This is a genomic window from Pantoea sp. CFCC18179 (assembly GCF_059412405.1).
Genome location: NZ_JBNBPM010000026.1, coordinates 8,820 through 25,493, shown reverse-complemented (window position 1 = coordinate 25,493; position 16,674 = coordinate 8,820). Strand labels below are relative to the sequence as shown.

The 16,674-nt window shown below is 49.2% G+C and carries 35 protein-coding genes; 34 read left to right on the top strand and 1 reads right to left on the bottom strand.

The window, feature by feature from the left end:
* The 34 genes from ACPUC7_RS24030 to ACPUC7_RS23865 all read left to right on the top strand — a co-directional run.
* Positions 1-116 (top strand): EF-Tu C-terminal domain-related protein (locus ACPUC7_RS24030; RefSeq protein WP_459077140.1); only part of this gene is annotated, 116 nt, incomplete at its 5' end.
* A gap of 179 nt (positions 117-295) precedes the next feature.
* On the top strand, positions 296-490 hold the full coding sequence (bfd, locus tag ACPUC7_RS24025) for a bacterioferritin-associated ferredoxin (RefSeq protein WP_494924821.1): 195 nt from the start codon (positions 296-298) through the stop codon (positions 488-490).
* 102 nt (positions 491-592) lie between these two features.
* Complete coding sequence (gene bfr, locus ACPUC7_RS24020; protein WP_494924820.1) at positions 593-1,075, top strand: bacterioferritin; 483 nt, start codon at positions 593-595, stop codon at positions 1,073-1,075.
* Between the two features lie 323 nt (positions 1,076-1,398).
* The gene (gene rpsJ, locus ACPUC7_RS24015) at positions 1,399-1,710 is read left to right on the top strand and encodes a 30S ribosomal protein S10 (RefSeq protein ID WP_006120582.1); all 312 of its coding nucleotides are present in this window, start codon (positions 1,399-1,401) and stop codon (positions 1,708-1,710) included.
* 32 nt (positions 1,711-1,742) lie between these two features.
* Complete coding sequence (gene rplC / locus ACPUC7_RS24010; RefSeq protein WP_494924819.1) at positions 1,743-2,369, top strand: 50S ribosomal protein L3; 627 nt, start codon at positions 1,743-1,745, stop codon at positions 2,367-2,369.
* 10 nt (positions 2,370-2,379) lie between these two features.
* Positions 2,380-2,985 carry a 50S ribosomal protein L4 gene (rplD, locus tag ACPUC7_RS24005; protein ID WP_494924818.1) on the top strand — a complete coding sequence of 202 codons (606 nt, stop codon included), beginning with the start codon at positions 2,380-2,382 and terminating at the stop codon, positions 2,983-2,985.
* Positions 2,982-3,284: a 50S ribosomal protein L23 gene (gene rplW / locus ACPUC7_RS24000; protein WP_007891652.1), complete on the top strand. Its 303-nt coding sequence runs from the start codon at positions 2,982-2,984 to the stop codon at positions 3,282-3,284. The genes rplD and rplW overlap by 4 nt, the downstream gene beginning before the upstream one ends.
* 17 nt (positions 3,285-3,301) lie before the next feature.
* The gene (gene rplB, locus ACPUC7_RS23995; protein ID WP_494924817.1) at positions 3,302-4,123 is read left to right on the top strand and encodes a 50S ribosomal protein L2; all 822 of its coding nucleotides are present in this window, start codon (positions 3,302-3,304) and stop codon (positions 4,121-4,123) included.
* 16 nt (positions 4,124-4,139) lie between these two features.
* Complete coding sequence (rpsS, locus tag ACPUC7_RS23990; protein WP_001138115.1) at positions 4,140-4,418, top strand: 30S ribosomal protein S19; 279 nt, start codon at positions 4,140-4,142, stop codon at positions 4,416-4,418.
* Between the two features lie 13 nt (positions 4,419-4,431).
* A complete protein-coding gene (gene rplV / locus ACPUC7_RS23985; protein WP_007891659.1) occupies positions 4,432-4,764 on the top strand; it encodes a 50S ribosomal protein L22 in 333 nt (110 codons plus the stop codon).
* 17 nt (positions 4,765-4,781) lie between these two features.
* Positions 4,782-5,480 (top strand): 30S ribosomal protein S3, encoded by a 699-nt coding sequence (gene rpsC, locus ACPUC7_RS23980; protein ID WP_007891660.1) that lies wholly within the window; start codon positions 4,782-4,784, stop codon positions 5,478-5,480.
* Between the two features lie 12 nt (positions 5,481-5,492).
* Positions 5,493-5,903: a 50S ribosomal protein L16 gene (rplP, locus tag ACPUC7_RS23975; RefSeq protein ID WP_015962145.1), complete on the top strand. Its 411-nt coding sequence runs from the start codon at positions 5,493-5,495 to the stop codon at positions 5,901-5,903.
* Entirely contained in the window at positions 5,903-6,091 is a 189-nt protein-coding gene (gene rpmC, locus ACPUC7_RS23970; protein ID WP_007891662.1) for a 50S ribosomal protein L29, read from the top strand. Before rplP ends, rpmC begins: the two co-directional genes overlap by 1 nt.
* Positions 6,091-6,345, top strand: a complete 255-nt coding sequence (gene rpsQ, locus ACPUC7_RS23965; protein WP_494924816.1) for a 30S ribosomal protein S17 — start codon at positions 6,091-6,093, stop codon at positions 6,343-6,345. Before rpmC ends, rpsQ begins: the two co-directional genes overlap by 1 nt.
* A gap of 169 nt (positions 6,346-6,514) precedes the next feature.
* Positions 6,515-6,886, top strand: a complete 372-nt coding sequence (gene rplN / locus ACPUC7_RS23960; RefSeq protein ID WP_006120590.1) for a 50S ribosomal protein L14 — start codon at positions 6,515-6,517, stop codon at positions 6,884-6,886.
* Between the two features lie 10 nt (positions 6,887-6,896).
* Complete coding sequence (gene rplX, locus ACPUC7_RS23955) at positions 6,897-7,211, top strand: 50S ribosomal protein L24 (protein WP_007891664.1); 315 nt, start codon at positions 6,897-6,899, stop codon at positions 7,209-7,211.
* Positions 7,212-7,225: 14 nt separating this feature from the next.
* Positions 7,226-7,765 (top strand): 50S ribosomal protein L5, encoded by a 540-nt coding sequence (gene rplE, locus ACPUC7_RS23950; protein WP_097095833.1) that lies wholly within the window; start codon positions 7,226-7,228, stop codon positions 7,763-7,765.
* Positions 7,766-7,779: 14 nt separating this feature from the next.
* On the top strand, positions 7,780-8,085 hold the full coding sequence (gene rpsN / locus ACPUC7_RS23945; RefSeq protein WP_007891666.1) for a 30S ribosomal protein S14: 306 nt from the start codon (positions 7,780-7,782) through the stop codon (positions 8,083-8,085).
* A 32-nt stretch (positions 8,086-8,117) separates the two neighbouring features.
* Complete coding sequence (rpsH, locus tag ACPUC7_RS23940; RefSeq protein ID WP_007891668.1) at positions 8,118-8,510, top strand: 30S ribosomal protein S8; 393 nt, start codon at positions 8,118-8,120, stop codon at positions 8,508-8,510.
* A gap of 12 nt (positions 8,511-8,522) precedes the next feature.
* On the top strand, positions 8,523-9,056 hold the full coding sequence (gene rplF, locus ACPUC7_RS23935) for a 50S ribosomal protein L6 (protein ID WP_494924815.1): 534 nt from the start codon (positions 8,523-8,525) through the stop codon (positions 9,054-9,056).
* A 9-nt stretch (positions 9,057-9,065) separates the two neighbouring features.
* Positions 9,066-9,419: a 50S ribosomal protein L18 gene (rplR, locus tag ACPUC7_RS23930; RefSeq protein ID WP_007891678.1), complete on the top strand. Its 354-nt coding sequence runs from the start codon at positions 9,066-9,068 to the stop codon at positions 9,417-9,419.
* 14 nt (positions 9,420-9,433) lie between these two features.
* Positions 9,434-9,934: a 30S ribosomal protein S5 gene (gene rpsE, locus ACPUC7_RS23925; RefSeq protein WP_007891679.1), complete on the top strand. Its 501-nt coding sequence runs from the start codon at positions 9,434-9,436 to the stop codon at positions 9,932-9,934.
* 5 nt (positions 9,935-9,939) lie between these two features.
* Positions 9,940-10,119, top strand: coding sequence for a 50S ribosomal protein L30 (rpmD, locus tag ACPUC7_RS23920; RefSeq protein WP_007891681.1), 180 nt, complete (start codon positions 9,940-9,942; stop codon positions 10,117-10,119).
* Between the two features lie 3 nt (positions 10,120-10,122).
* Entirely contained in the window at positions 10,123-10,557 is a 435-nt protein-coding gene (gene rplO / locus ACPUC7_RS23915) for a 50S ribosomal protein L15 (RefSeq protein ID WP_097095834.1), read from the top strand.
* Positions 10,558-10,564: 7 nt separating this feature from the next.
* Positions 10,565-11,896 carry a preprotein translocase subunit SecY gene (gene secY / locus ACPUC7_RS23910; protein ID WP_007891686.1) on the top strand — a complete coding sequence of 444 codons (1,332 nt, stop codon included), beginning with the start codon at positions 10,565-10,567 and terminating at the stop codon, positions 11,894-11,896.
* Between the two features lie 32 nt (positions 11,897-11,928).
* On the top strand, positions 11,929-12,045 hold the full coding sequence (gene rpmJ / locus ACPUC7_RS23905) for a 50S ribosomal protein L36 (RefSeq protein WP_004160566.1): 117 nt from the start codon (positions 11,929-11,931) through the stop codon (positions 12,043-12,045).
* 147 nt (positions 12,046-12,192) lie between these two features.
* Entirely contained in the window at positions 12,193-12,549 is a 357-nt protein-coding gene (rpsM, locus tag ACPUC7_RS23900) for a 30S ribosomal protein S13 (RefSeq protein WP_034830736.1), read from the top strand.
* 16 nt (positions 12,550-12,565) lie between these two features.
* Positions 12,566-12,955, top strand: a complete 390-nt coding sequence (gene rpsK / locus ACPUC7_RS23895) for a 30S ribosomal protein S11 (RefSeq protein ID WP_004160563.1) — start codon at positions 12,566-12,568, stop codon at positions 12,953-12,955.
* Positions 12,956-12,986: 31 nt separating this feature from the next.
* The gene (gene rpsD / locus ACPUC7_RS23890) at positions 12,987-13,607 is read left to right on the top strand and encodes a 30S ribosomal protein S4 (protein ID WP_007891687.1); all 621 of its coding nucleotides are present in this window, start codon (positions 12,987-12,989) and stop codon (positions 13,605-13,607) included.
* Positions 13,608-13,632: 25 nt separating this feature from the next.
* Positions 13,633-14,622, top strand: coding sequence for a DNA-directed RNA polymerase subunit alpha (locus ACPUC7_RS23885; protein WP_007891688.1), 990 nt, complete (start codon positions 13,633-13,635; stop codon positions 14,620-14,622).
* A 43-nt stretch (positions 14,623-14,665) separates the two neighbouring features.
* Positions 14,666-15,052, top strand: a complete 387-nt coding sequence (gene rplQ, locus ACPUC7_RS23880) for a 50S ribosomal protein L17 (protein ID WP_008104728.1) — start codon at positions 14,666-14,668, stop codon at positions 15,050-15,052.
* A gap of 111 nt (positions 15,053-15,163) precedes the next feature.
* Complete coding sequence (locus tag ACPUC7_RS23875; RefSeq protein ID WP_494924814.1) at positions 15,164-15,535, top strand: DnaJ family domain-containing protein; 372 nt, start codon at positions 15,164-15,166, stop codon at positions 15,533-15,535.
* Position 15,536: 1 nt separating this feature from the next.
* Positions 15,537-15,974 carry a Zn(2+)-responsive transcriptional regulator gene (gene zntR, locus ACPUC7_RS23870; RefSeq protein ID WP_494924813.1) on the top strand — a complete coding sequence of 146 codons (438 nt, stop codon included), beginning with the start codon at positions 15,537-15,539 and terminating at the stop codon, positions 15,972-15,974.
* A gap of 50 nt (positions 15,975-16,024) precedes the next feature.
* Complete coding sequence (locus tag ACPUC7_RS23865) at positions 16,025-16,243, top strand: alternative ribosome-rescue factor A (protein ID WP_494924812.1); 219 nt, start codon at positions 16,025-16,027, stop codon at positions 16,241-16,243.
* 17 nt (positions 16,244-16,260) lie between these two features.
* Here ACPUC7_RS23865 and mscL read toward each other — a convergent pair whose 3' ends face one another.
* A complete protein-coding gene (gene mscL / locus ACPUC7_RS23860) occupies positions 16,261-16,674 on the bottom strand; it encodes a large-conductance mechanosensitive channel protein MscL (RefSeq protein ID WP_343554750.1) in 414 nt (137 codons plus the stop codon).

Here is a 16,674-nt window from a genome sequence, read left to right as displayed (position 1 = left end):
TGAAAATGACTGTAACTCTGATCAAGCCAATCGCGATGGATCAGGGTCTGCGTTTCGCAATCCGTGAAGGCGGCCGTACTGTTGGTGCGGGTGTTGTTGCTGAAATTATCGCTTAATTGCGTTGATGTCGGTGGCTGCTTCGGCAGCCACCGCAGCATTAAAAAGAGCACTTCGGTGCTCTTTTTTTATGCCTAAATTTTGCTGCAGTCACTAATTCCACATAAAGGCTGGGTTTGAAATAAAAACTATTCTCATTTACAATTTGATCATTAATTGTACGGGAGTATGCAGTAAAATGTACGTCTGCTTGTGTAATGCTGTAAGTGACAAAACCCTCCGCGAAGTGGTTCGCCGCTATCAACCCAAATCAATTCAACATCTGCGCCAGCTGGTTCCGATTGGCAAGCAGTGTGGTAAGTGCGTGCGCTTTGCGCGCGAAATCATGGATGAAGAGTTGCAAAATCTGCCGCTGTACAAAGAGATCGCCTGATTGGTCTGCCGACCTGAGTAATAACCACAATAACAGTCGCGTTTTTTTGACTTCCTTTCATACACATCTACGCTCTATTTAGTTGGAAGCGGAGGAAACAAAATGAAGGGCGACGGTAAAATCATAACTCATCTTAATAAATTGCTGGGAAATGAACTGGTTGCGATCAATCAGTACTTTCTCCATGCGCGCATGTTTAAGAACTGGGGCCTAACTCGCCTCAATGATGTTGAGTATCACGAATCAATTGATGAAATGAAGCATGCGGACAAATACATTGAACGCATTTTGTTTCTTGAAGGCATCCCGAATCTACAAGATCTTGGACGACTGCGCATTGGGGAAGACGTCCCTGAAATGTTGCAATCTGACCTTTCGCTTGAGCTGGAAGGGGCCAAGGATTTGCGGGAAGCGATAGCGTATGCCGATAAAGTTCATGACTACGTAAGCAGGGACATGATGATTGAGATCCTTGCTGAAGAGGAGGGGCATATCGACTGGCTAGAAACAGAGCTCGAACTGATACAAAAAATTGGTCTGCAAAATTATCTACAGTCTCAACTCAAAGAACAAAACGAACATTAATCTCCAGCAAAACAAGCAATGTCACTTCAAGCCCAAGGCCATTTAACGTGATGACTTTGGGCTTTTTTGCATTCAAAGCCAGAATCGTGTGGTTAAAAACACATCACGGGTTGCTTCCTAAGCGAATTTACGTATAATGCGCGGGCCTGCCGATATTGGTACGGCGCGATTCGAGCAGAATCGCAGGGGATAGCTGTATATGTATCGCCTGACAATACTCCCAATTGGGGAGTTATATGCTGAACGATTACACTCCTCCATCAATCGTAATGGATGTGGGTAGTAATTCTTTTCGTTTATAAAATGTTTGGAGCCTTGGTCTCATGTCGAACCAAAGAATCCGTATCCGTCTTAAAGCGTTTGATCATCGCCTGATCGATCAATCAACCGCGGAAATCGTTGAGACTGCCAAGCGCACTGGTGCGCAGGTACGTGGTCCGATCCCGCTGCCAACCCGCAAAGAGCGTTTTACCGTTCTGATCTCTCCGCACGTTAACAAAGACGCGCGTGATCAGTACGAAATCCGCACTCACAAGCGTCTGGTAGACATCGTTGAGCCAACTGAAAAAACCGTTGATGCTCTGATGCGTCTGGACCTGGCTGCCGGTGTTGACGTGCAGATCAGCCTGGGTTAATCAGGTCATCGAGCGATTGAGAGGTTGATACAATGATTGGTTTAGTCGGTAAAAAAGTGGGTATGACCCGCATCTTCACTGAAGATGGCGTTTCAATCCCAGTAACCGTTATCGAAGTTGAAGCAAACCGCGTTACTCAGGTCAAAGGCCTGGACAACGATGGTTACCAAGCTATCCAGGTTACCACCGGTGCTAAAAAAGCAAACCGTGTGAGCAAGCCTGAAGCAGGTCATTTTGCTAAAGCTGGCGTTGAAGCTGGCCGTGGTCTGTGGGAATTCCGCACCGAAGGTGAAGATTTCTCTGTTGGCCAGAGCATCAGTGTTGAAATTTTCGCTGACGTTAAAAAAGTAGACGTTACCGGTACCTCTAAAGGTAAAGGTTTCGCAGGTACCGTTAAGCGCTGGAACTTCCGTACCCAGGACGCTACACACGGTAACTCCTTGTCACACCGCGTTCCGGGTTCTATCGGTCAGAACCAGACTCCGGGCAAAGTGTTTAAAGGCAAGAAAATGGCTGGTCAACTGGGTAATGAGCGCGTAACCGTTCAGAGCCTGGAAGTGGTACGTGTTGACGCTGAGCGCAACCTGCTGCTGGTCAAAGGTGGCGTCCCGGGTGCAACTGGGTGCGATCTGATTGTTAAACCAGCTGTGAAGGCGTAAGGGGATAGCAATGGAATTAGTACTGAAAGACGCGCAGAGCGCGCTGACTGTTTCCGAAACTACCTTCGGTCGTGATTTCAACGAAGCGCTGGTTCACCAGGTTGTTGTTGCTTATGCCGCTGGTGCTCGTCAGGGTACTCGTGCGCAGAAAACTCGTGCTGAAGTAACTGGTTCAGGCAAAAAGCCTTGGCGCCAGAAAGGTACCGGCCGTGCGCGTTCAGGTTCTGCAAAGAGCCCGATCTGGCGTTCAGGTGGCGTGACCTTCGCTGCGCGTCCACAGGACCACAGTCAAAAAGTTAACAAAAAGATGTACCGCGGCGCGCTGAAAAGCATTCTGTCCGAACTGGTACGTCAGGACCGTCTGATCGTTGTCGAGACGTTCTCTGTAGAAGCGCCTAAAACTAAGCTGCTGGTACAGAAACTGAAAGACATGGCGCTGCAAGATGTGCTGATCATCACCGGTGAACTGGATGAGAATCTGTTCCTGGCTGCGCGTAACCTGTACAAGGTTGACGTGCGTGATGCAGCGGGCATCGACCCAGTTAGCCTGATCGCCTTCGACAAAGTCGTTATGACTGCGGAAGCAGTTAAGCAAGTTGAGGAGATGCTGGCATGATCCGTGAAGAACGTCTGCTGAAAGTAGTGCGTGCACCGCACGTATCAGAAAAAGCATCTACTGCGATGGAAAAAACCAATACCATCGTTCTCAAAGTTGCTAAAGACGCGACCAAAGCAGAGATCGTTGCTGCTGTTGAGAAACTGTTCGAAGTAGAAGTTAAAGACGTAAACACCCTGGTTGTTAAAGGGAAAGTTAAGCGTCACGGACAGCGTATCGGTCGTCGTAGCGACTGGAAAAAAGCTTACGTCACCTTGAAGGAAGGCCAGAACCTGGACTTCGTCGGCGGCGCTGAGTAAGTCGGAGGAGAAAGACAATGGCAGTTGTTAAATGTAAACCGACATCTCCGGGTCGTCGTCACGTAGTTAAAGTGGTGAACCCAGAGCTGCACAAGGGCAAACCTTTTGCCCCGCTGGTAGAAAAAAACAGCAAATCCGGTGGTCGTAACAACAATGGTCGTATCACTACCCGTCATATCGGTGGTGGTCACAAGCAGGCTTACCGTATTGTTGACTTCAAACGCAACAAAGATGGTATCCCAGCAGTTGTTGAGCGTCTTGAGTACGATCCGAACCGTTCTGCGAACATCGCACTGGTTCTGTACAAAGATGGCGAGCGCCGTTACATCTTGGCCCCTAAAGGCCTGAAAGCCGGCGATCAGATTCAATCTGGCGTTGATGCTGCGATTAAAGCAGGTAACACCCTGCCGATGCGTAACATCCCGGTGGGTTCTACCGTTCATAACGTAGAAATGAAACCAGGCAAAGGCGGTCAGATTGCTCGCTCAGCTGGTACTTACGTGCAGATCGTTGCGCGTGAAGGTTCCTACGTTACCCTGCGTCTGCGTTCAGGCGAAATGCGTAAAGTTGAATCCGAATGTCGCGCTACTCTGGGCGAAGTCGGTAACGCTGAGCACATGCTGCGCGTACTGGGTAAAGCTGGTGCAACCCGTTGGCGTGGTGTTCGTCCTACCGTTCGCGGTACTGCGATGAACCCAGTCGATCACCCGCACGGTGGTGGTGAAGGTCGTAACTTTGGTAAGCACCCGGTAACTCCGTGGGGCGTTCAGACCAAAGGTAAGAAGACCCGTAGCAACAAGCGTACTGATAAATTTATCGTACGTCGCCGTAGCAAATAATTTTAGAGGATAAGCCATGCCACGTTCTCTCAAGAAAGGTCCTTTTATTGACCTGCACTTGCTGAAGAAGGTAGAGAAAGCGGTGGAAAGCGGTGACAAGAAGCCCCTGCGCACTTGGTCCCGTCGTTCAACGATCTTCCCTAACATGATCGGTTTGACCATCGCTGTCCATAATGGTCGTCAGCACGTTCCTGTCTTTGTTTCCGACGAAATGGTCGGCCACAAACTGGGTGAATTTGCACCGACACGTACTTATCGCGGCCATGCTGCAGATAAGAAAGCCAAGAAGAAATAAGTAGGAGGAAGAGATGGAAACTATTGCTCAACATCGCCATGCTCGTTCTTCTGCTCAGAAGGTTCGCCTGGTGGCTGACCTGATTCGCGGTAAGAAAGTGTCGCAGGCTCTGGATATTCTGACCTACACCAACAAGAAAGCTGCTGTGTTGGTTAAGAAAGTCCTGGAATCTGCCATTGCGAACGCCGAACACAACGATGGCGCTGATATCGACGATCTGAAAGTCGCGAAAATCTTCGTAGACGAAGGCCCAAGCATGAAGCGCATTATGCCGCGTGCGAAAGGTCGTGCAGATCGCATCCTGAAGCGCACCAGCCACATTACTGTGGTTGTGTCCGATCGCTGAGACTCTGGAGACTAGCAATGGGTCAGAAAGTACATCCTAATGGTATTCGCCTGGGTATTGTAAAACCATGGAACTCTACCTGGTTTGCGAACACCAAAGAATTCGCTGACAACCTGGACAGCGATTTTAAAGTCCGTCAGTTCCTTACTAAGGAACTGTCAAAAGCGTCTGTATCTCGTATCGTTATCGAGCGTCCAGCGAAGAGCATCCGTGTGACTATTCACACTGCTCGCCCTGGTATCGTTATCGGTAAGAAAGGTGAAGACGTAGAAAAACTGCGTACGGTCGTCGCGAAAATCGCTGGCGTTCCTGCACAGATCAACATCGCCGAAGTCCGTAAGCCGGAACTGGACGCTAAATTGGTTGCTGATAGCATCACTTCACAGCTGGAGCGTCGTGTGATGTTCCGTCGTGCTATGAAGCGTGCTGTTCAGAACGCAATGCGTCTGGGCGCGAAGGGTATTAAAGTTGAAGTCAGCGGCCGTTTGGGCGGTGCCGAGATCGCACGTACCGAATGGTACCGTGAAGGTCGCGTACCGTTGCACACTCTGCGTGCAGACATTGACTACAACACCTCTGAAGCGCACACCACTTATGGTGTAATCGGCGTTAAGGTATGGATCTTCAAAGGCGAGATCCTGGGTGGTATGGCTGCTGTTGAACAACCGGAACCGGCTGCTCAACCTAAAAAGCAGCAGCGTAAAGGCCGTAAGTAAGGAGAGTCGCTGATGTTACAACCAAAGCGTACGAAATTCCGTAAAGTGCACAAAGGCCGCAACCGTGGTCTGGCGCAAGGTACGGATGTCAGCTTCGGTACTTTCGGTCTGAAAGCTGTTGGCCGTGGTCGTCTGACTGCTCGTCAGATCGAAGCAGCACGTCGTGCTATGACCCGTGCAGTTAAGCGTCAAGGTAAAATTTGGATCCGTGTATTCCCGGACAAACCAATTACCGAGAAGCCGCTGGAAGTGCGTATGGGTAAAGGTAAGGGTAACGTGGAGTATTGGGTTGCCCTCATTCAACCGGGTAAAGTCCTGTATGAAATGGACGGTGTCTCGGAAGAATTGGCCCGTGAAGCCTTCAAGCTGGCAGCAGCAAAACTGCCTATCAAAACCACCTTTGTTACTAAGACGGTGATGTAATGAAAGCAAATGAGCTGCGTGAAAAAAGCGTTGAAGAGCTGAATACTGAGCTTCTTAACCTGCTGCGTGAGCAGTTTAACCTGCGCATGCAAGCAGCATCCGGCCAACTTCAGCAAACCCATCTGCTGAAAGAAGTGCGCCGTAATGTTGCACGTGTTAAGACTTTACTGACTGAGAAGGCGGCGTAATGACCGATAAAATCCGTACTCTGCAGGGTCGTGTTGTTAGTGACAAAATGCAGAAATCTGCAGTTGTTGCTATCGAACGTGTCGTGAAACACCCGATCTACGGTAAATTCATCAAGCGTACGACTAAGCTGCACATCCATGACGAGAACAACGAATGCGGTATTGGTGACGTGGTTGAAATCCGCGAAACTCGTCCGCTGTCTAAGACTAAGTCTTGGACGCTGGTTCGCGTTGTAGAGAAAGCGATTCTGTAATAGAATCCGCTTCCTCTAAAAAATAAAATGAACGGCTCGTCTGAGCCGTTCATTTTTTCTACCCATGTGCGAGAACCGGTGTTATAATGCCGCGCCCTCAATTATGGGGCTTTTTAACGACCTGAGGTTTGGGTCCCGAAGTAGTAGTTGACATTAGCGGAGCACTAAAATGATCCAAGAACAGACTATGCTGAACGTCGCCGACAACTCCGGTGCACGTCGCGTAATGTGTATCAAGGTTCTGGGTGGCTCGCACCGTCGCTACGCAGGCGTCGGCGATATCATCAAAGTGACCATCAAGGAAGCAATTCCTCGTGGCAAGGTGAAAAAAGGTGATGTCCTGAAAGCGGTAGTGGTGCGCACCAGGAAGGGTGTTCGTCGCCCGGACGGTTCTGTCATTCGCTTCGATGGTAATGCATGCGTTATTTTAAATAATAACAGCGAGCAACCTATCGGTACGCGTATTTTTGGGCCGGTAACTCGTGAACTTCGTACTGAAAAGTTCATGAAAATTATCTCTCTGGCACCAGAAGTACTCTAAGGAGCGAGCAATGGCAGCGAAAATCCGTCGTAACGACGAAGTTATCGTGCTTACCGGCAAAGATAAAGGTAAACGCGGTAAAGTAAAGAATGTCCTGACTTCTGGTAAGGTCATCGTTGAAGGTATCAACCTGGTTAAGAAACATCAGAAGCCGGTTCCGGCCCTGAACCAACCAGGTGGCATCGTTGAGAAAGAAGCTGCTATTCAAGCTTCCAACGTTGCACTCTTCAATGCGGCAACCGGCAAGGCTGACCGTGTAGGCTTTAGATTCGAAGACGGCAAAAAAGTCCGTTTCTTCAAGTCTAATAGCGAAACTATCAAGTAATTTGGAGTAGTACGATGGCGAAACTGCATGATTACTACAAAGACGAAGTAGTCCAGAAACTCATGACAGAGTTCGGCTACAATTCTGTCATGCAAGTCCCTCGGGTCGAGAAGATCACCCTGAACATGGGTGTTGGTGAAGCGATCGCTGACAAGAAACTGCTGGATAACGCAGCAGCAGACCTGGCAGCAATCTCCGGTCAAAAACCGCTGATCACCAAAGCACGCAAATCAGTTGCAGGCTTCAAAATCCGTCAGGGCTATCCGATCGGCTGTAAAGTAACTCTGCGCGGCGAGCGCATGTGGGAGTTCTTTGAGCGTCTGATCACTGTTGCTGTTCCACGTATTCGTGACTTCCGCGGCTTGTCTGCTAAGTCTTTCGATGGTCGTGGTAACTACAGCATGGGCGTTCGTGAGCAGATCATCTTCCCAGAAATCGATTATGACAAAGTCGATCGCGTTCGTGGTTTGGATATTACCATTACCACTACTGCGAAATCTGATGATGAAGGCCGTGCTCTGCTGGCTGCCTTTGACTTCCCATTCCGCAAGTAAGGTAGGGTTACTTAATGGCTAAGCAATCGATGAAAGCACGCGAAGTTAAGCGTGTGAAATTAGCAGACAAGTTCTTCGCCAAACGCGTTGAACTGAAAGCGATCATTTCTGATGTGAACGCATCCGACGAAGATCGTTGGGATGCCGTTCTCAAGCTGCAGAGTCTGCCGCGTGATTCCAGCCCTTCCCGTCAGCGTAACCGCTGCCGTCAGACAGGTCGTCCGCACGGTTTCCTGCGGAAGTTTGGGTTGAGCCGTATCAAGGTCCGTGAAGCCGCAATGCGCGGTGAAATCCCGGGTCTTAAAAAGGCTAGCTGGTAATTGTCACCATTTGAATCACGGGAGTAACACAGATGAGCATGCAAGATCCGATCGCGGATATGCTGACCCGTATCCGTAACGGTCAGGCCGCGAACAAAGTTGCGGTCTCTATGCCTTCCTCCAAGCTGAAAGTGGCAATTGCCAACGTGCTGAAGGAAGAAGGCTACATTGAAGATTTTAAAATCGAAGGCGATATCAAGTCTGAGCTGGAAGTTACTTTAAAGTATTTCCAGGGTAAGGCTGTGGTAGAGAGCATTCAGCGTGTTAGTCGTCCAGGTCTGCGCATCTATAAGAAAAAAGATGAGCTGCCAAAAGTAATGGCTGGTCTGGGCATCGCTGTAATCTCTACTTCTAAAGGTGTCATGACTGATCGTGCAGCGCGCCAAGCTGGTCTTGGTGGCGAAATTATCTGCTACGTAGCGTAATCGGAGGATAAAATGTCTCGTGTTGCAAAAGCACCTGTCGTTCTTCCTGCGGGCGTAGAGGTAAAACTCAGCGGTCAGGAAGTTTCGATCAAAGGCAAAAACGGCGAGCTGACTCGTACTATCAACAGTGCTGTAGAAGTTAAGCATGCAGACAACGCCCTGACTTTCGCTCCACGCGAAGGTTTTGCGGATGGTTGGGCACAAGCAGGTACTGCTCGTGCACTGCTGAACGGCATGGTTATCGGTGTTACCGAAGGCTTCACCAAGAAGCTGCAACTGGTTGGTGTTGGTTATCGTGCAGCTGTTAAAGGCAACTCTGTGAGCTTGGCCCTGGGCTTCTCTCACCCTGTTGACCATGCACTGCCGGCCGGCATCACTGCTGAATGTCCAACTCAGACTGAGATCGTGCTGAAAGGCGCTGATAAACAGCTGATTGGTCAGGTTGCAGCTGATCTGCGCGCCTACCGTCGTCCTGAGCCTTATAAAGGCAAGGGTGTTCGTTACGCCGACGAAGTCGTGCGTACCAAAGAGGCTAAGAAGAAGTAAGGTAACACTATGGATAAGAAATCTGCTCGTATCCGTCGTGCGACCCGTGCACGTCGCAAGCTCAAAGAGCTGGGTGCTACTCGCCTGGTGGTACATCGTACCCCGCGTCATATCTACGCACAGGTGATCGCCCCGAACGGTTCCGAAGTTCTGGTTGCTGCTTCTACTGTAGAAAAAGCTATTGCCGAACAACTGAAGTATACCGGTAACAAAGACGCCGCTGCAGCTGTAGGTAAAGCTCTGGCTGAGCGCGCTGTTGAGAAAGGCATCAAAAATGTCTCTTTCGACCGTTCCGGGTTCCAATATCATGGTCGTGTCCAGGCACTGGCAGATGCTGCCCGTGAAGCTGGCCTTCAGTTCTAAGGTAGAGGTCTAAGATGTCAAACATCGAGAAACAAGCTGGCGAACTGCAGGAAAAACTGATCGCGGTAAACCGTGTATCTAAAACTGTAAAAGGTGGTCGTATTTTCTCCTTCACCGCACTGACTGTAGTGGGTGATGGTAACGGCCGCGTTGGTTTTGGTTACGGTAAAGCGCGCGAAGTTCCAGCAGCGATCCAGAAAGCGATGGAGAAAGCCCGTCGCAATATGATTAACGTCGCGCTGACTCACGGCACCCTGCAGCACCCTGTTAAAGGTGCTCACACAGGTTCTCGTGTGTTCATGCAGCCGGCTTCTGAAGGTACCGGTATCATCGCCGGCGGTGCAATGCGCGCCGTTTTAGAAGTCGCTGGAGTACATAACGTTCTGGCTAAAGCGTATGGTTCTACCAACCCGATTAACGTGGTTCGTGCAACTATTGATGGCCTGGGCAATATGAATTCTCCGGAAATGGTCGCTGCCAAGCGTGGTAAATCCGTTGAAGAAATTCTGGGGTAATCACGATGGCTAAGACAATTAAAATTACACAAACCCGCAGTTCAATCGGCCGCCTGCCTAAGCATAAAGCGACTCTGGTTGGCTTGGGTCTGCGTCGCATCAATCACACCGTTGAGCGTGAAGATACGCCGGCAGTACGCGGTATGATTAACGCGATTTCCTACATGCTTAAAGTGGAGGAGTAAGAGATGCGTTTAAACACTCTGTCTCCGGCCGAAGGGTCTAAACACGCTACTAAGCGTCTGGGTCGTGGTATCGGTTCTGGCCTCGGTAAAACTGGTGGTCGTGGTCACAAAGGTCAGAACTCTCGTTCTGGCGGTGGCGTACGTCGCGGTTTCGAGGGTGGTCAGATGCCTCTGTATCGTCGTCTGCCGAAATTCGGTTTCACCTCTCGCAAAGCAATGATCACGACAGAAGTTCGTCTGTCTGATCTGGCGAAAGTTGAAGGCGGTATTGTTGACCTGAATACGCTGAAAGCGGCCAATATTATCGGTGTTCAGATTGAATTCGCGAAAGTGATTCTTTCTGGTGAAGTTTCTGCACCGGTAACGGTTCGCGGTCTGCGTGTCACCAAAGGTGCTCGTGCTGCAATCGAAGCTGCTGGCGGTAAAATCGAGGAATAAGTAGCAGATGGCAAAGCAACCGGGATTAGATTTTCAAAGTGCCAAAGGTGGCTTTGGTGAACTGAAGCGCAGACTGTTGTTTGTAATCGGTGCACTCATTGTCTTCCGAATTGGCTCTTTTATTCCAATCCCCGGTATCGATGCCACTGTACTTGCCAAACTGCTTGAGCAACAGCGTGGCACCATCATTGAAATGTTTAACATGTTCTCTGGTGGTGCTCTCAGTCGTGCCTCAATCTTCGCGCTGGGAATTATGCCGTATATTTCGGCCTCTATTATTATCCAGCTGCTGACGGTGGTTCATCCAGCGTTAGCTGAGATTAAGAAAGAGGGTGAAGCTGGTCGTCGTAAGATTAGCCAGTACACTCGCTACGGCACACTGGTTTTGGCTGTATTCCAGTCAATCGGTATAGCTACCGGTTTACCGAATATGCCTGGGATGCAAGGACTGGTAATGAATCCAGGCTTTGCATTCTACTTTACCGCTGTTGTAAGCCTGGTCACCGGGACAATGTTCTTGATGTGGCTGGGTGAACAGATTACTGAACGAGGTATCGGTAACGGTATCTCGATCATTATCTTCGCTGGTATTGTCGCGGGTCTCCCGCCGGCCATTGGCCATACCATTGAGCAAGCGCGGCAAGGTGACCTGCACTTCCTTCTGTTGCTGTTGGTTGCAGTTCTGGTATTTGCAGTGACGTTCTTTGTTATTTTCGTTGAGCGTGGCCAGCGCCGCATAGTGGTCAACTACGCTAAACGTCAGCAAGGTCGTCGTGTATATGCTGCACAGAGCACACATTTACCGTTGAAAGTGAACATGGCGGGCGTAATCCCAGCTATTTTTGCTTCCAGCATTATTCTGTTCCCAGCAACCATCGCGTCATGGTTCGGGGGCGGTACCGGTTGGAACTGGCTGACAACAATTTCGCTGTATTTGCAACCAGGACAGCCGCTTTATGTGCTACTCTATGCGACTGCAATCATCTTCTTCTGTTTCTTCTACACGGCGTTGGTCTTCAACCCACGTGAAACAGCAGATAACCTGAAGAAGTCTGGTGCATTCGTACCGGGAATTCGTCCGGGAGAGCAAACGGCGAAGTACATCGATAAAGTAATGACACGTCTGACCTTAATCGGCGCACTGTATATTACTTTTATCTGCCTGATCCCGGAGTTCATGCGTGATGCTATGAAAGTCCCATTCTACTTTGGCGGCACATCGCTGCTCATTGTAGTTGTCGTCATCATGGACTTTATGGCTCAAGTGCAAACTCTGATGATGTCCAGTCAGTACGAGTCTGCATTGAAGAAAGCTAACCTGAAAGGCTACGGCCGTTAATTCAGGTGCTTGAGAAGTTACGGAGAGTAAAAATGAAAGTTCGTGCTTCCGTCAAGAAATTATGTCGTAACTGCAAAATCATTCGTCGCGACGGTGTCGTACGTGTGATCTGCAGCGCCGAGCCAAAGCATAAACAGCGCCAAGGCTGATATTGTCACATATTTTTCTTGCAAAGTCGGGTTGAGCTGGCTAGATTAGCCAGCCAATCTTTTTGTATGTCGATGCGTTGCCATTTGAGTATCCTGAAAACGGGCTTTTCAGCATGGGACGCATTTGTTTAATTATAGGAGTGCATAGTGGCCCGTATAGCAGGCATTAACATTCCTGATCAGAAACATACCGTTATCGCATTAACTTCGATTTTCGGTATCGGTAAAACTCGTTCTAAAGCCATCTGCGCTTCAACGGGTATTGCTGAAAATGTTAAGATCAGAGAGCTGTCTGAAGAACAAATTGAACAACTGCGTGAAGCAGTTGGTAAATTCGTTGTTGAAGGTGATCTGCGCCGTGAAATCACCCTGAGCATCAAGCGTCTGATGGACCTTGGTTGCTATCGTGGTTTACGCCATCGTCGTGGTCTGCCAGTTCGCGGTCAGCGTACTAAGACCAATGCACGTACCCGTAAGGGTCCGCGTAAACCGATCAAGAAATAATCGGGGTGAGTAAATAATGGCAAAGGCACCAGTTCGTGCACGTAAGCGTGTAAGAAAACAAGTCTCAGATGGCGTGGCTCATGTCCATGCATCTTTTAACAACACCATCGTTACCATTACTGATCGTCAGGGTAACGCACTGGGTTGGGCAACCGCCGGTGGTTCCGGTTTCCGCGGTTCACGTAAATCTACTCCGTTTGCTGCTCAGGTAGCTGCAGAGCGCTGTGCAGAAGCAGTGAAAGATTACGGTATTAAGAATCTGGAAGTTATGGTTAAGGGTCCAGGTCCAGGTCGCGAATCAACAATTCGTGCTCTGAACGCTGCTGGTTTCCGCATCACTAATATTACTGATGTGACTCCAATCCCTCACAACGGTTGTCGTCCGCCGAAAAAACGTCGCGTTTAACGCCCGTTTTTAGGTTAGTTGGAGAAAGAAAATGGCAAGATATTTGGGTCCTAAGCTCAAGCTGAGCCGTCGTGAGGGCACCGACTTATTCCTTAAGTCTGGCGTTCGCGCGATCGATACCAAGTGCAAAATTGAACAACCACCTGGTCAGCATGGTGCGCGTAAACCGCGTCTGTCTGACTACGGCGGCCAGTTGCGTGAAAAGCAGAAAGTTCGTCGTATGTACGGCGTTCTGGAGCGTCAGTTCCGTAACTACTATAAAGAAGCAGCACGTCTGAAAGGCAACACAGGTGAAAACCTGCTGGCCCTGCTGGAAGGTCGTCTGGATAACGTAGTTTACCGTATGGGCTTTGGTGCCACTCGTGCAGAAGCACGTCAGTTGGTTAGCCATAAATCTATCCTGGTGAACGGACGCGTTGTTAACATCGCTTCTTATCAGGTATCTCCGAATGATGTCGTAAGCATCCGTGAGAAAGCCAAACAGCAATCTCGCGTGAAGGCCGCTCTGGAGCTGGCTGAGCAGCGTGAAAAGCCAACCTGGCTGGAAGTTGATGCTACTAAGATGGAAGGTGTGTTCAAGCGTATTCCTGAGCGTACTGATCTGTCTGCGGACATTAACGAACACCTGATCGTCGAGCTTTACTCTAAGTAAAGCTTAGTACCAAAGAGAGGACACAATGCAGGGTTCTGTGACAGAGTTTCTAAAACCGCGCCTGGTAGATATCGAGCAAGTGAGTTCGACGCACGCCAAGGTGACCCTTGAGCCGTTAGAGCGTGGCTTTGGCCATACTCTAGGTAACGCACTGCGCCGTATTCTGCTTTCTTCCATGCCGGGTTGCGCGGTGACCGAGGTTGAGATTGATGGTGTGCTTCATGAGTACTCCACCAAAGAGGGCGTACAGGAAGACATCCTGGAAATCCTGCTTAACCTGAAAGGGTTGGCGGTAAGAGTTCAGGGCAAAGATGAAGTCATCCTTACTCTGAATAAATCTGGCATTGGCCCTGTGACTGCAGCCGACATCACCCACGACGGTGATGTTGAAATCGTCAAGCCGCAGCACGTGATCTGCCACCTGACCGATGAAAACGCATCTATTAGCATGCGCATCAAAGTTCAGCGTGGTCGTGGTTATGTGCCGGCTTCTGCCCGAATTCATTCGGAAGAAGATGAGCGCCCAATCGGCCGTCTGTTGGTTGACGCTTGCTACAGCCCTGTAGACCGTATCGCCTACAATGTTGAAGCAGCGCGTGTAGAACAGCGTACCGACCTGGATAAGCTGGTCATCGAAATGGAAACTAACGGCACAATCGATCCTGAAGAGGCGATTCGTCGTGCGGCAACCATCCTGGCAGAACAACTGGAAGCTTTCGTTGACTTACGTGATGTACGTCAGCCGGAAGTGAAAGAAGAGAAACCAGAATTCGATCCGATCCTGCTGCGCCCTGTTGACGATCTGGAATTGACTGTCCGCTCTGCTAACTGCCTTAAGGCAGAAGCTATCCACTACATCGGTGATCTGGTACAGCGTACCGAGGTTGAGCTGCTTAAAACGCCTAACCTGGGTAAAAAATCTCTTACTGAGATTAAAGATGTGCTCGCCTCACGTGGCTTGTCTCTGGGCATGCGCCTGGAAAACTGGCCACCGGCAAGCATTGCTGATGAATAATAACCGGATCACAGGTTAAGGTTTCACTGAGAAGGATAAGGTCATGCGCCATCGTAAGAGTGGTCGTCAACTGAACCGCAACAGCAGCCATCGTCAGGCTATGTTCCGCAACATGGCTGGTTCTCTGGTTCGTCATGAGATCATCAAAACGACTCTGCCGAAAGCTAAAGAACTGCGTCGTGTAGTTGAGCCGCTGATTACTCTTGCCAAGACCGACAGCGTAGCTAATCGTCGTCTGGCATTCGCCCGCACTCGTGATAACGAGATCGTGGCAAAACTGTTTAACGAGCTGGGCCCGCGTTTCGCGAGCCGTGCCGGTGGTTACACTCGCATTTTGAAGTGTGGCTTCCGTGCTGGTGACAACGCTCCGATGGCTTACATCGAGCTGGTTGATCGTCCAGAAGCTCAAGCAGAAGCTACTGCAGAGTAATTTGCAGTATCGTAAAAGACCCGCTTCGGCGGGTTTTTTATTGCCCGTAATTCCTTCCCATTCTCTTCTCTTTCGTTATGCTGATGGCAAATACATGCGTCAGGTAATTCTATGTGGCTAATTGATCAACTCGTAGAGCAGCACATCCGCGAAGCCGCTGAAAAGGGTGAGCTCAGTAACCTACCCGGCGAAGGCGCGCCATTGCAACTCGACGGTGATAGCGGCGTTCCAACAGAACTGCGAACGGCCTATCGTATGTTGAAAAATGCCGGCTATTTGCCACCAGAGCTGGAAATGCGACGTGAGGCATTGGAGTTAAATGATTTAATCCGTAATTTGCATCCCGCTGATGAACATGCGACACAGCTATCAAAACGTTTGGCCTTGCTTGAAATCAAACTCCAACAAACAGGGATGAGCACGGATTTTTTGCGTGGTAACTATAAGGAAGTTCTTCATCAACGTTTGCTTGAGGACAAATAGTATGTACAAAATCGGCCAACTGGCGAAGTTAGCAGAAGTCACTCCTGATACTATCCGCTTTTATGAAAAGCAGCAGATGATGGATCATGAAGTTCGTACCGAAGGTGGATTTAGGCTATACAGCGAGAATGATCTTCAACGCTTACGCTTCATACGTTATGGGCGGCAGCTTGGTTTCAGCCTTGAATCTATTCGCGGTTTATTATCGCTCCGCATCGATCCAGAACATCACACTTGCCAGGAATCTAAAGCGATCGTGGCAAAGCGTCTGGATGAGGTAAATGGCATGATCGCTGAACTTCAAGTGATCCAAAATTCATTACAGCGTTTAGCTGAAACTTGCTGTGGTGATCTGCATAGCAGCGCCTGCTGTTCAATTTTGGAAGCGCTCGAAAAAGGTGAAGAGCCGCATGAGGAAATTTGTTGTTCTAAGGATTGAATTTTGACCCGGATGGAATATAGTTTCGCCGTGACCAATTGGAGGACTCAATGAGCCGATATCAGCACCAAAAAGGTAAAATTAACCATAACGCACTTGAAGCACTGTTGCATGACCCACTATTTCGTCAGCGGGTTGAGAAGAATCAAAAAGGGAAAGGCAGCTATCAAAGAAAAGATAAACACGGTAAAGGACGTAACTGGGAGGCCAGTGATAAGCACCCATGTTTATCACTGGCCTTCTGCTTTACAGACAAAAAAGCCGCCTGAATCAGGCGGCTTTTTCATTATAATTTATCTTGGTTTTGGTGTTTTAACAGGTCGCGAATCTCGGTAAGCAGCAATTCTTCATTGGTTGGTTTAGGTGCTGGTTTTTCGACTTCTTTCTTCTGATACAGTTTATTCATGACTTTGATTGCCAGGAAGATAGCGAAGGCAACAATAACGAAATCAAAGACTGTCTGAATAAAGTTACCGTATTCCATTACAACAGCGGGAATATCACCCTCTGCCGGTTTTAATACCCATTTGAACTGTTTGAAATCGACACCACCAATCAGCAAACCGAGTGGAGGCATGATGATGTTGGCGACCAGTGATGAAACGATCTTACCGAAAGCGGCGCCGATGATAACACCGACGGCTAGATCAACTACGTTCCCACGCATTGCAAAATCACGAAACTCTTTGAATAAACTCAT

Bases quoted from the DNA above. Each gene is read 5' to 3' on its own strand.
- zntR (WP_494924813.1), top strand. From the start codon at position 15,537: ATGTACAAAATCGGCCAACTGGCGAAGTTAGCAGAAGTCACTCCTGAT.
- rpsD (WP_007891687.1), top strand. From the start codon at position 12,987: ATGGCAAGATATTTGGGTCCTAAGCTCAAGCTGAGCCGTCGTGAGGGC.
- mscL (WP_343554750.1), bottom strand. From the start codon at position 16,674: ATGAGTTTATTCAAAGAGTTTCGTGATTTTGCAATGCGTGGGAACGTA.
- rplQ (WP_008104728.1), top strand. From the start codon at position 14,666: ATGCGCCATCGTAAGAGTGGTCGTCAACTGAACCGCAACAGCAGCCAT.
- rplX (WP_007891664.1), top strand. From the start codon at position 6,897: ATGGCAGCGAAAATCCGTCGTAACGACGAAGTTATCGTGCTTACCGGC.
- rpsN (WP_007891666.1), top strand. From the start codon at position 7,780: ATGGCTAAGCAATCGATGAAAGCACGCGAAGTTAAGCGTGTGAAATTA.
- rplE (WP_097095833.1), top strand. From the start codon at position 7,226: ATGGCGAAACTGCATGATTACTACAAAGACGAAGTAGTCCAGAAACTC.
- rpmC (WP_007891662.1), top strand. From the start codon at position 5,903: ATGAAAGCAAATGAGCTGCGTGAAAAAAGCGTTGAAGAGCTGAATACT.
- rpmJ (WP_004160566.1), top strand. From the start codon at position 11,929: ATGAAAGTTCGTGCTTCCGTCAAGAAATTATGTCGTAACTGCAAAATC.
- rplR (WP_007891678.1), top strand. From the start codon at position 9,066: ATGGATAAGAAATCTGCTCGTATCCGTCGTGCGACCCGTGCACGTCGC.
- rpsK (WP_004160563.1), top strand. From the start codon at position 12,566: ATGGCAAAGGCACCAGTTCGTGCACGTAAGCGTGTAAGAAAACAAGTC.
- rplF (WP_494924815.1), top strand. From the start codon at position 8,523: ATGTCTCGTGTTGCAAAAGCACCTGTCGTTCTTCCTGCGGGCGTAGAG.
- rpsC (WP_007891660.1), top strand. From the start codon at position 4,782: ATGGGTCAGAAAGTACATCCTAATGGTATTCGCCTGGGTATTGTAAAA.
- rpsE (WP_007891679.1), top strand. From the start codon at position 9,434: ATGTCAAACATCGAGAAACAAGCTGGCGAACTGCAGGAAAAACTGATC.
- rplP (WP_015962145.1), top strand. From the start codon at position 5,493: ATGTTACAACCAAAGCGTACGAAATTCCGTAAAGTGCACAAAGGCCGC.
- rplN (WP_006120590.1), top strand. From the start codon at position 6,515: ATGATCCAAGAACAGACTATGCTGAACGTCGCCGACAACTCCGGTGCA.
- ACPUC7_RS23885 (WP_007891688.1), top strand. From the start codon at position 13,633: ATGCAGGGTTCTGTGACAGAGTTTCTAAAACCGCGCCTGGTAGATATC.
- rpsJ (WP_006120582.1), top strand. From the start codon at position 1,399: ATGTCGAACCAAAGAATCCGTATCCGTCTTAAAGCGTTTGATCATCGC.
- rplB (WP_494924817.1), top strand. From the start codon at position 3,302: ATGGCAGTTGTTAAATGTAAACCGACATCTCCGGGTCGTCGTCACGTA.
- secY (WP_007891686.1), top strand. From the start codon at position 10,565: ATGGCAAAGCAACCGGGATTAGATTTTCAAAGTGCCAAAGGTGGCTTT.
- rpsQ (WP_494924816.1), top strand. From the start codon at position 6,091: ATGACCGATAAAATCCGTACTCTGCAGGGTCGTGTTGTTAGTGACAAA.
- rplC (WP_494924819.1), top strand. From the start codon at position 1,743: ATGATTGGTTTAGTCGGTAAAAAAGTGGGTATGACCCGCATCTTCACT.
- rplO (WP_097095834.1), top strand. From the start codon at position 10,123: ATGCGTTTAAACACTCTGTCTCCGGCCGAAGGGTCTAAACACGCTACT.
- ACPUC7_RS23875 (WP_494924814.1), top strand. From the start codon at position 15,164: ATGTGGCTAATTGATCAACTCGTAGAGCAGCACATCCGCGAAGCCGCT.
- rpsH (WP_007891668.1), top strand. From the start codon at position 8,118: ATGAGCATGCAAGATCCGATCGCGGATATGCTGACCCGTATCCGTAAC.
- rplW (WP_007891652.1), top strand. From the start codon at position 2,982: ATGATCCGTGAAGAACGTCTGCTGAAAGTAGTGCGTGCACCGCACGTA.
- rpsS (WP_001138115.1), top strand. From the start codon at position 4,140: ATGCCACGTTCTCTCAAGAAAGGTCCTTTTATTGACCTGCACTTGCTG.
- rpmD (WP_007891681.1), top strand. From the start codon at position 9,940: ATGGCTAAGACAATTAAAATTACACAAACCCGCAGTTCAATCGGCCGC.
- rplD (WP_494924818.1), top strand. From the start codon at position 2,380: ATGGAATTAGTACTGAAAGACGCGCAGAGCGCGCTGACTGTTTCCGAA.
- rplV (WP_007891659.1), top strand. From the start codon at position 4,432: ATGGAAACTATTGCTCAACATCGCCATGCTCGTTCTTCTGCTCAGAAG.
- ACPUC7_RS23865 (WP_494924812.1), top strand. From the start codon at position 16,025: ATGAGCCGATATCAGCACCAAAAAGGTAAAATTAACCATAACGCACTT.
- bfd (WP_494924821.1), top strand. From the start codon at position 296: ATGTACGTCTGCTTGTGTAATGCTGTAAGTGACAAAACCCTCCGCGAA.
- bfr (WP_494924820.1), top strand. From the start codon at position 593: ATGAAGGGCGACGGTAAAATCATAACTCATCTTAATAAATTGCTGGGA.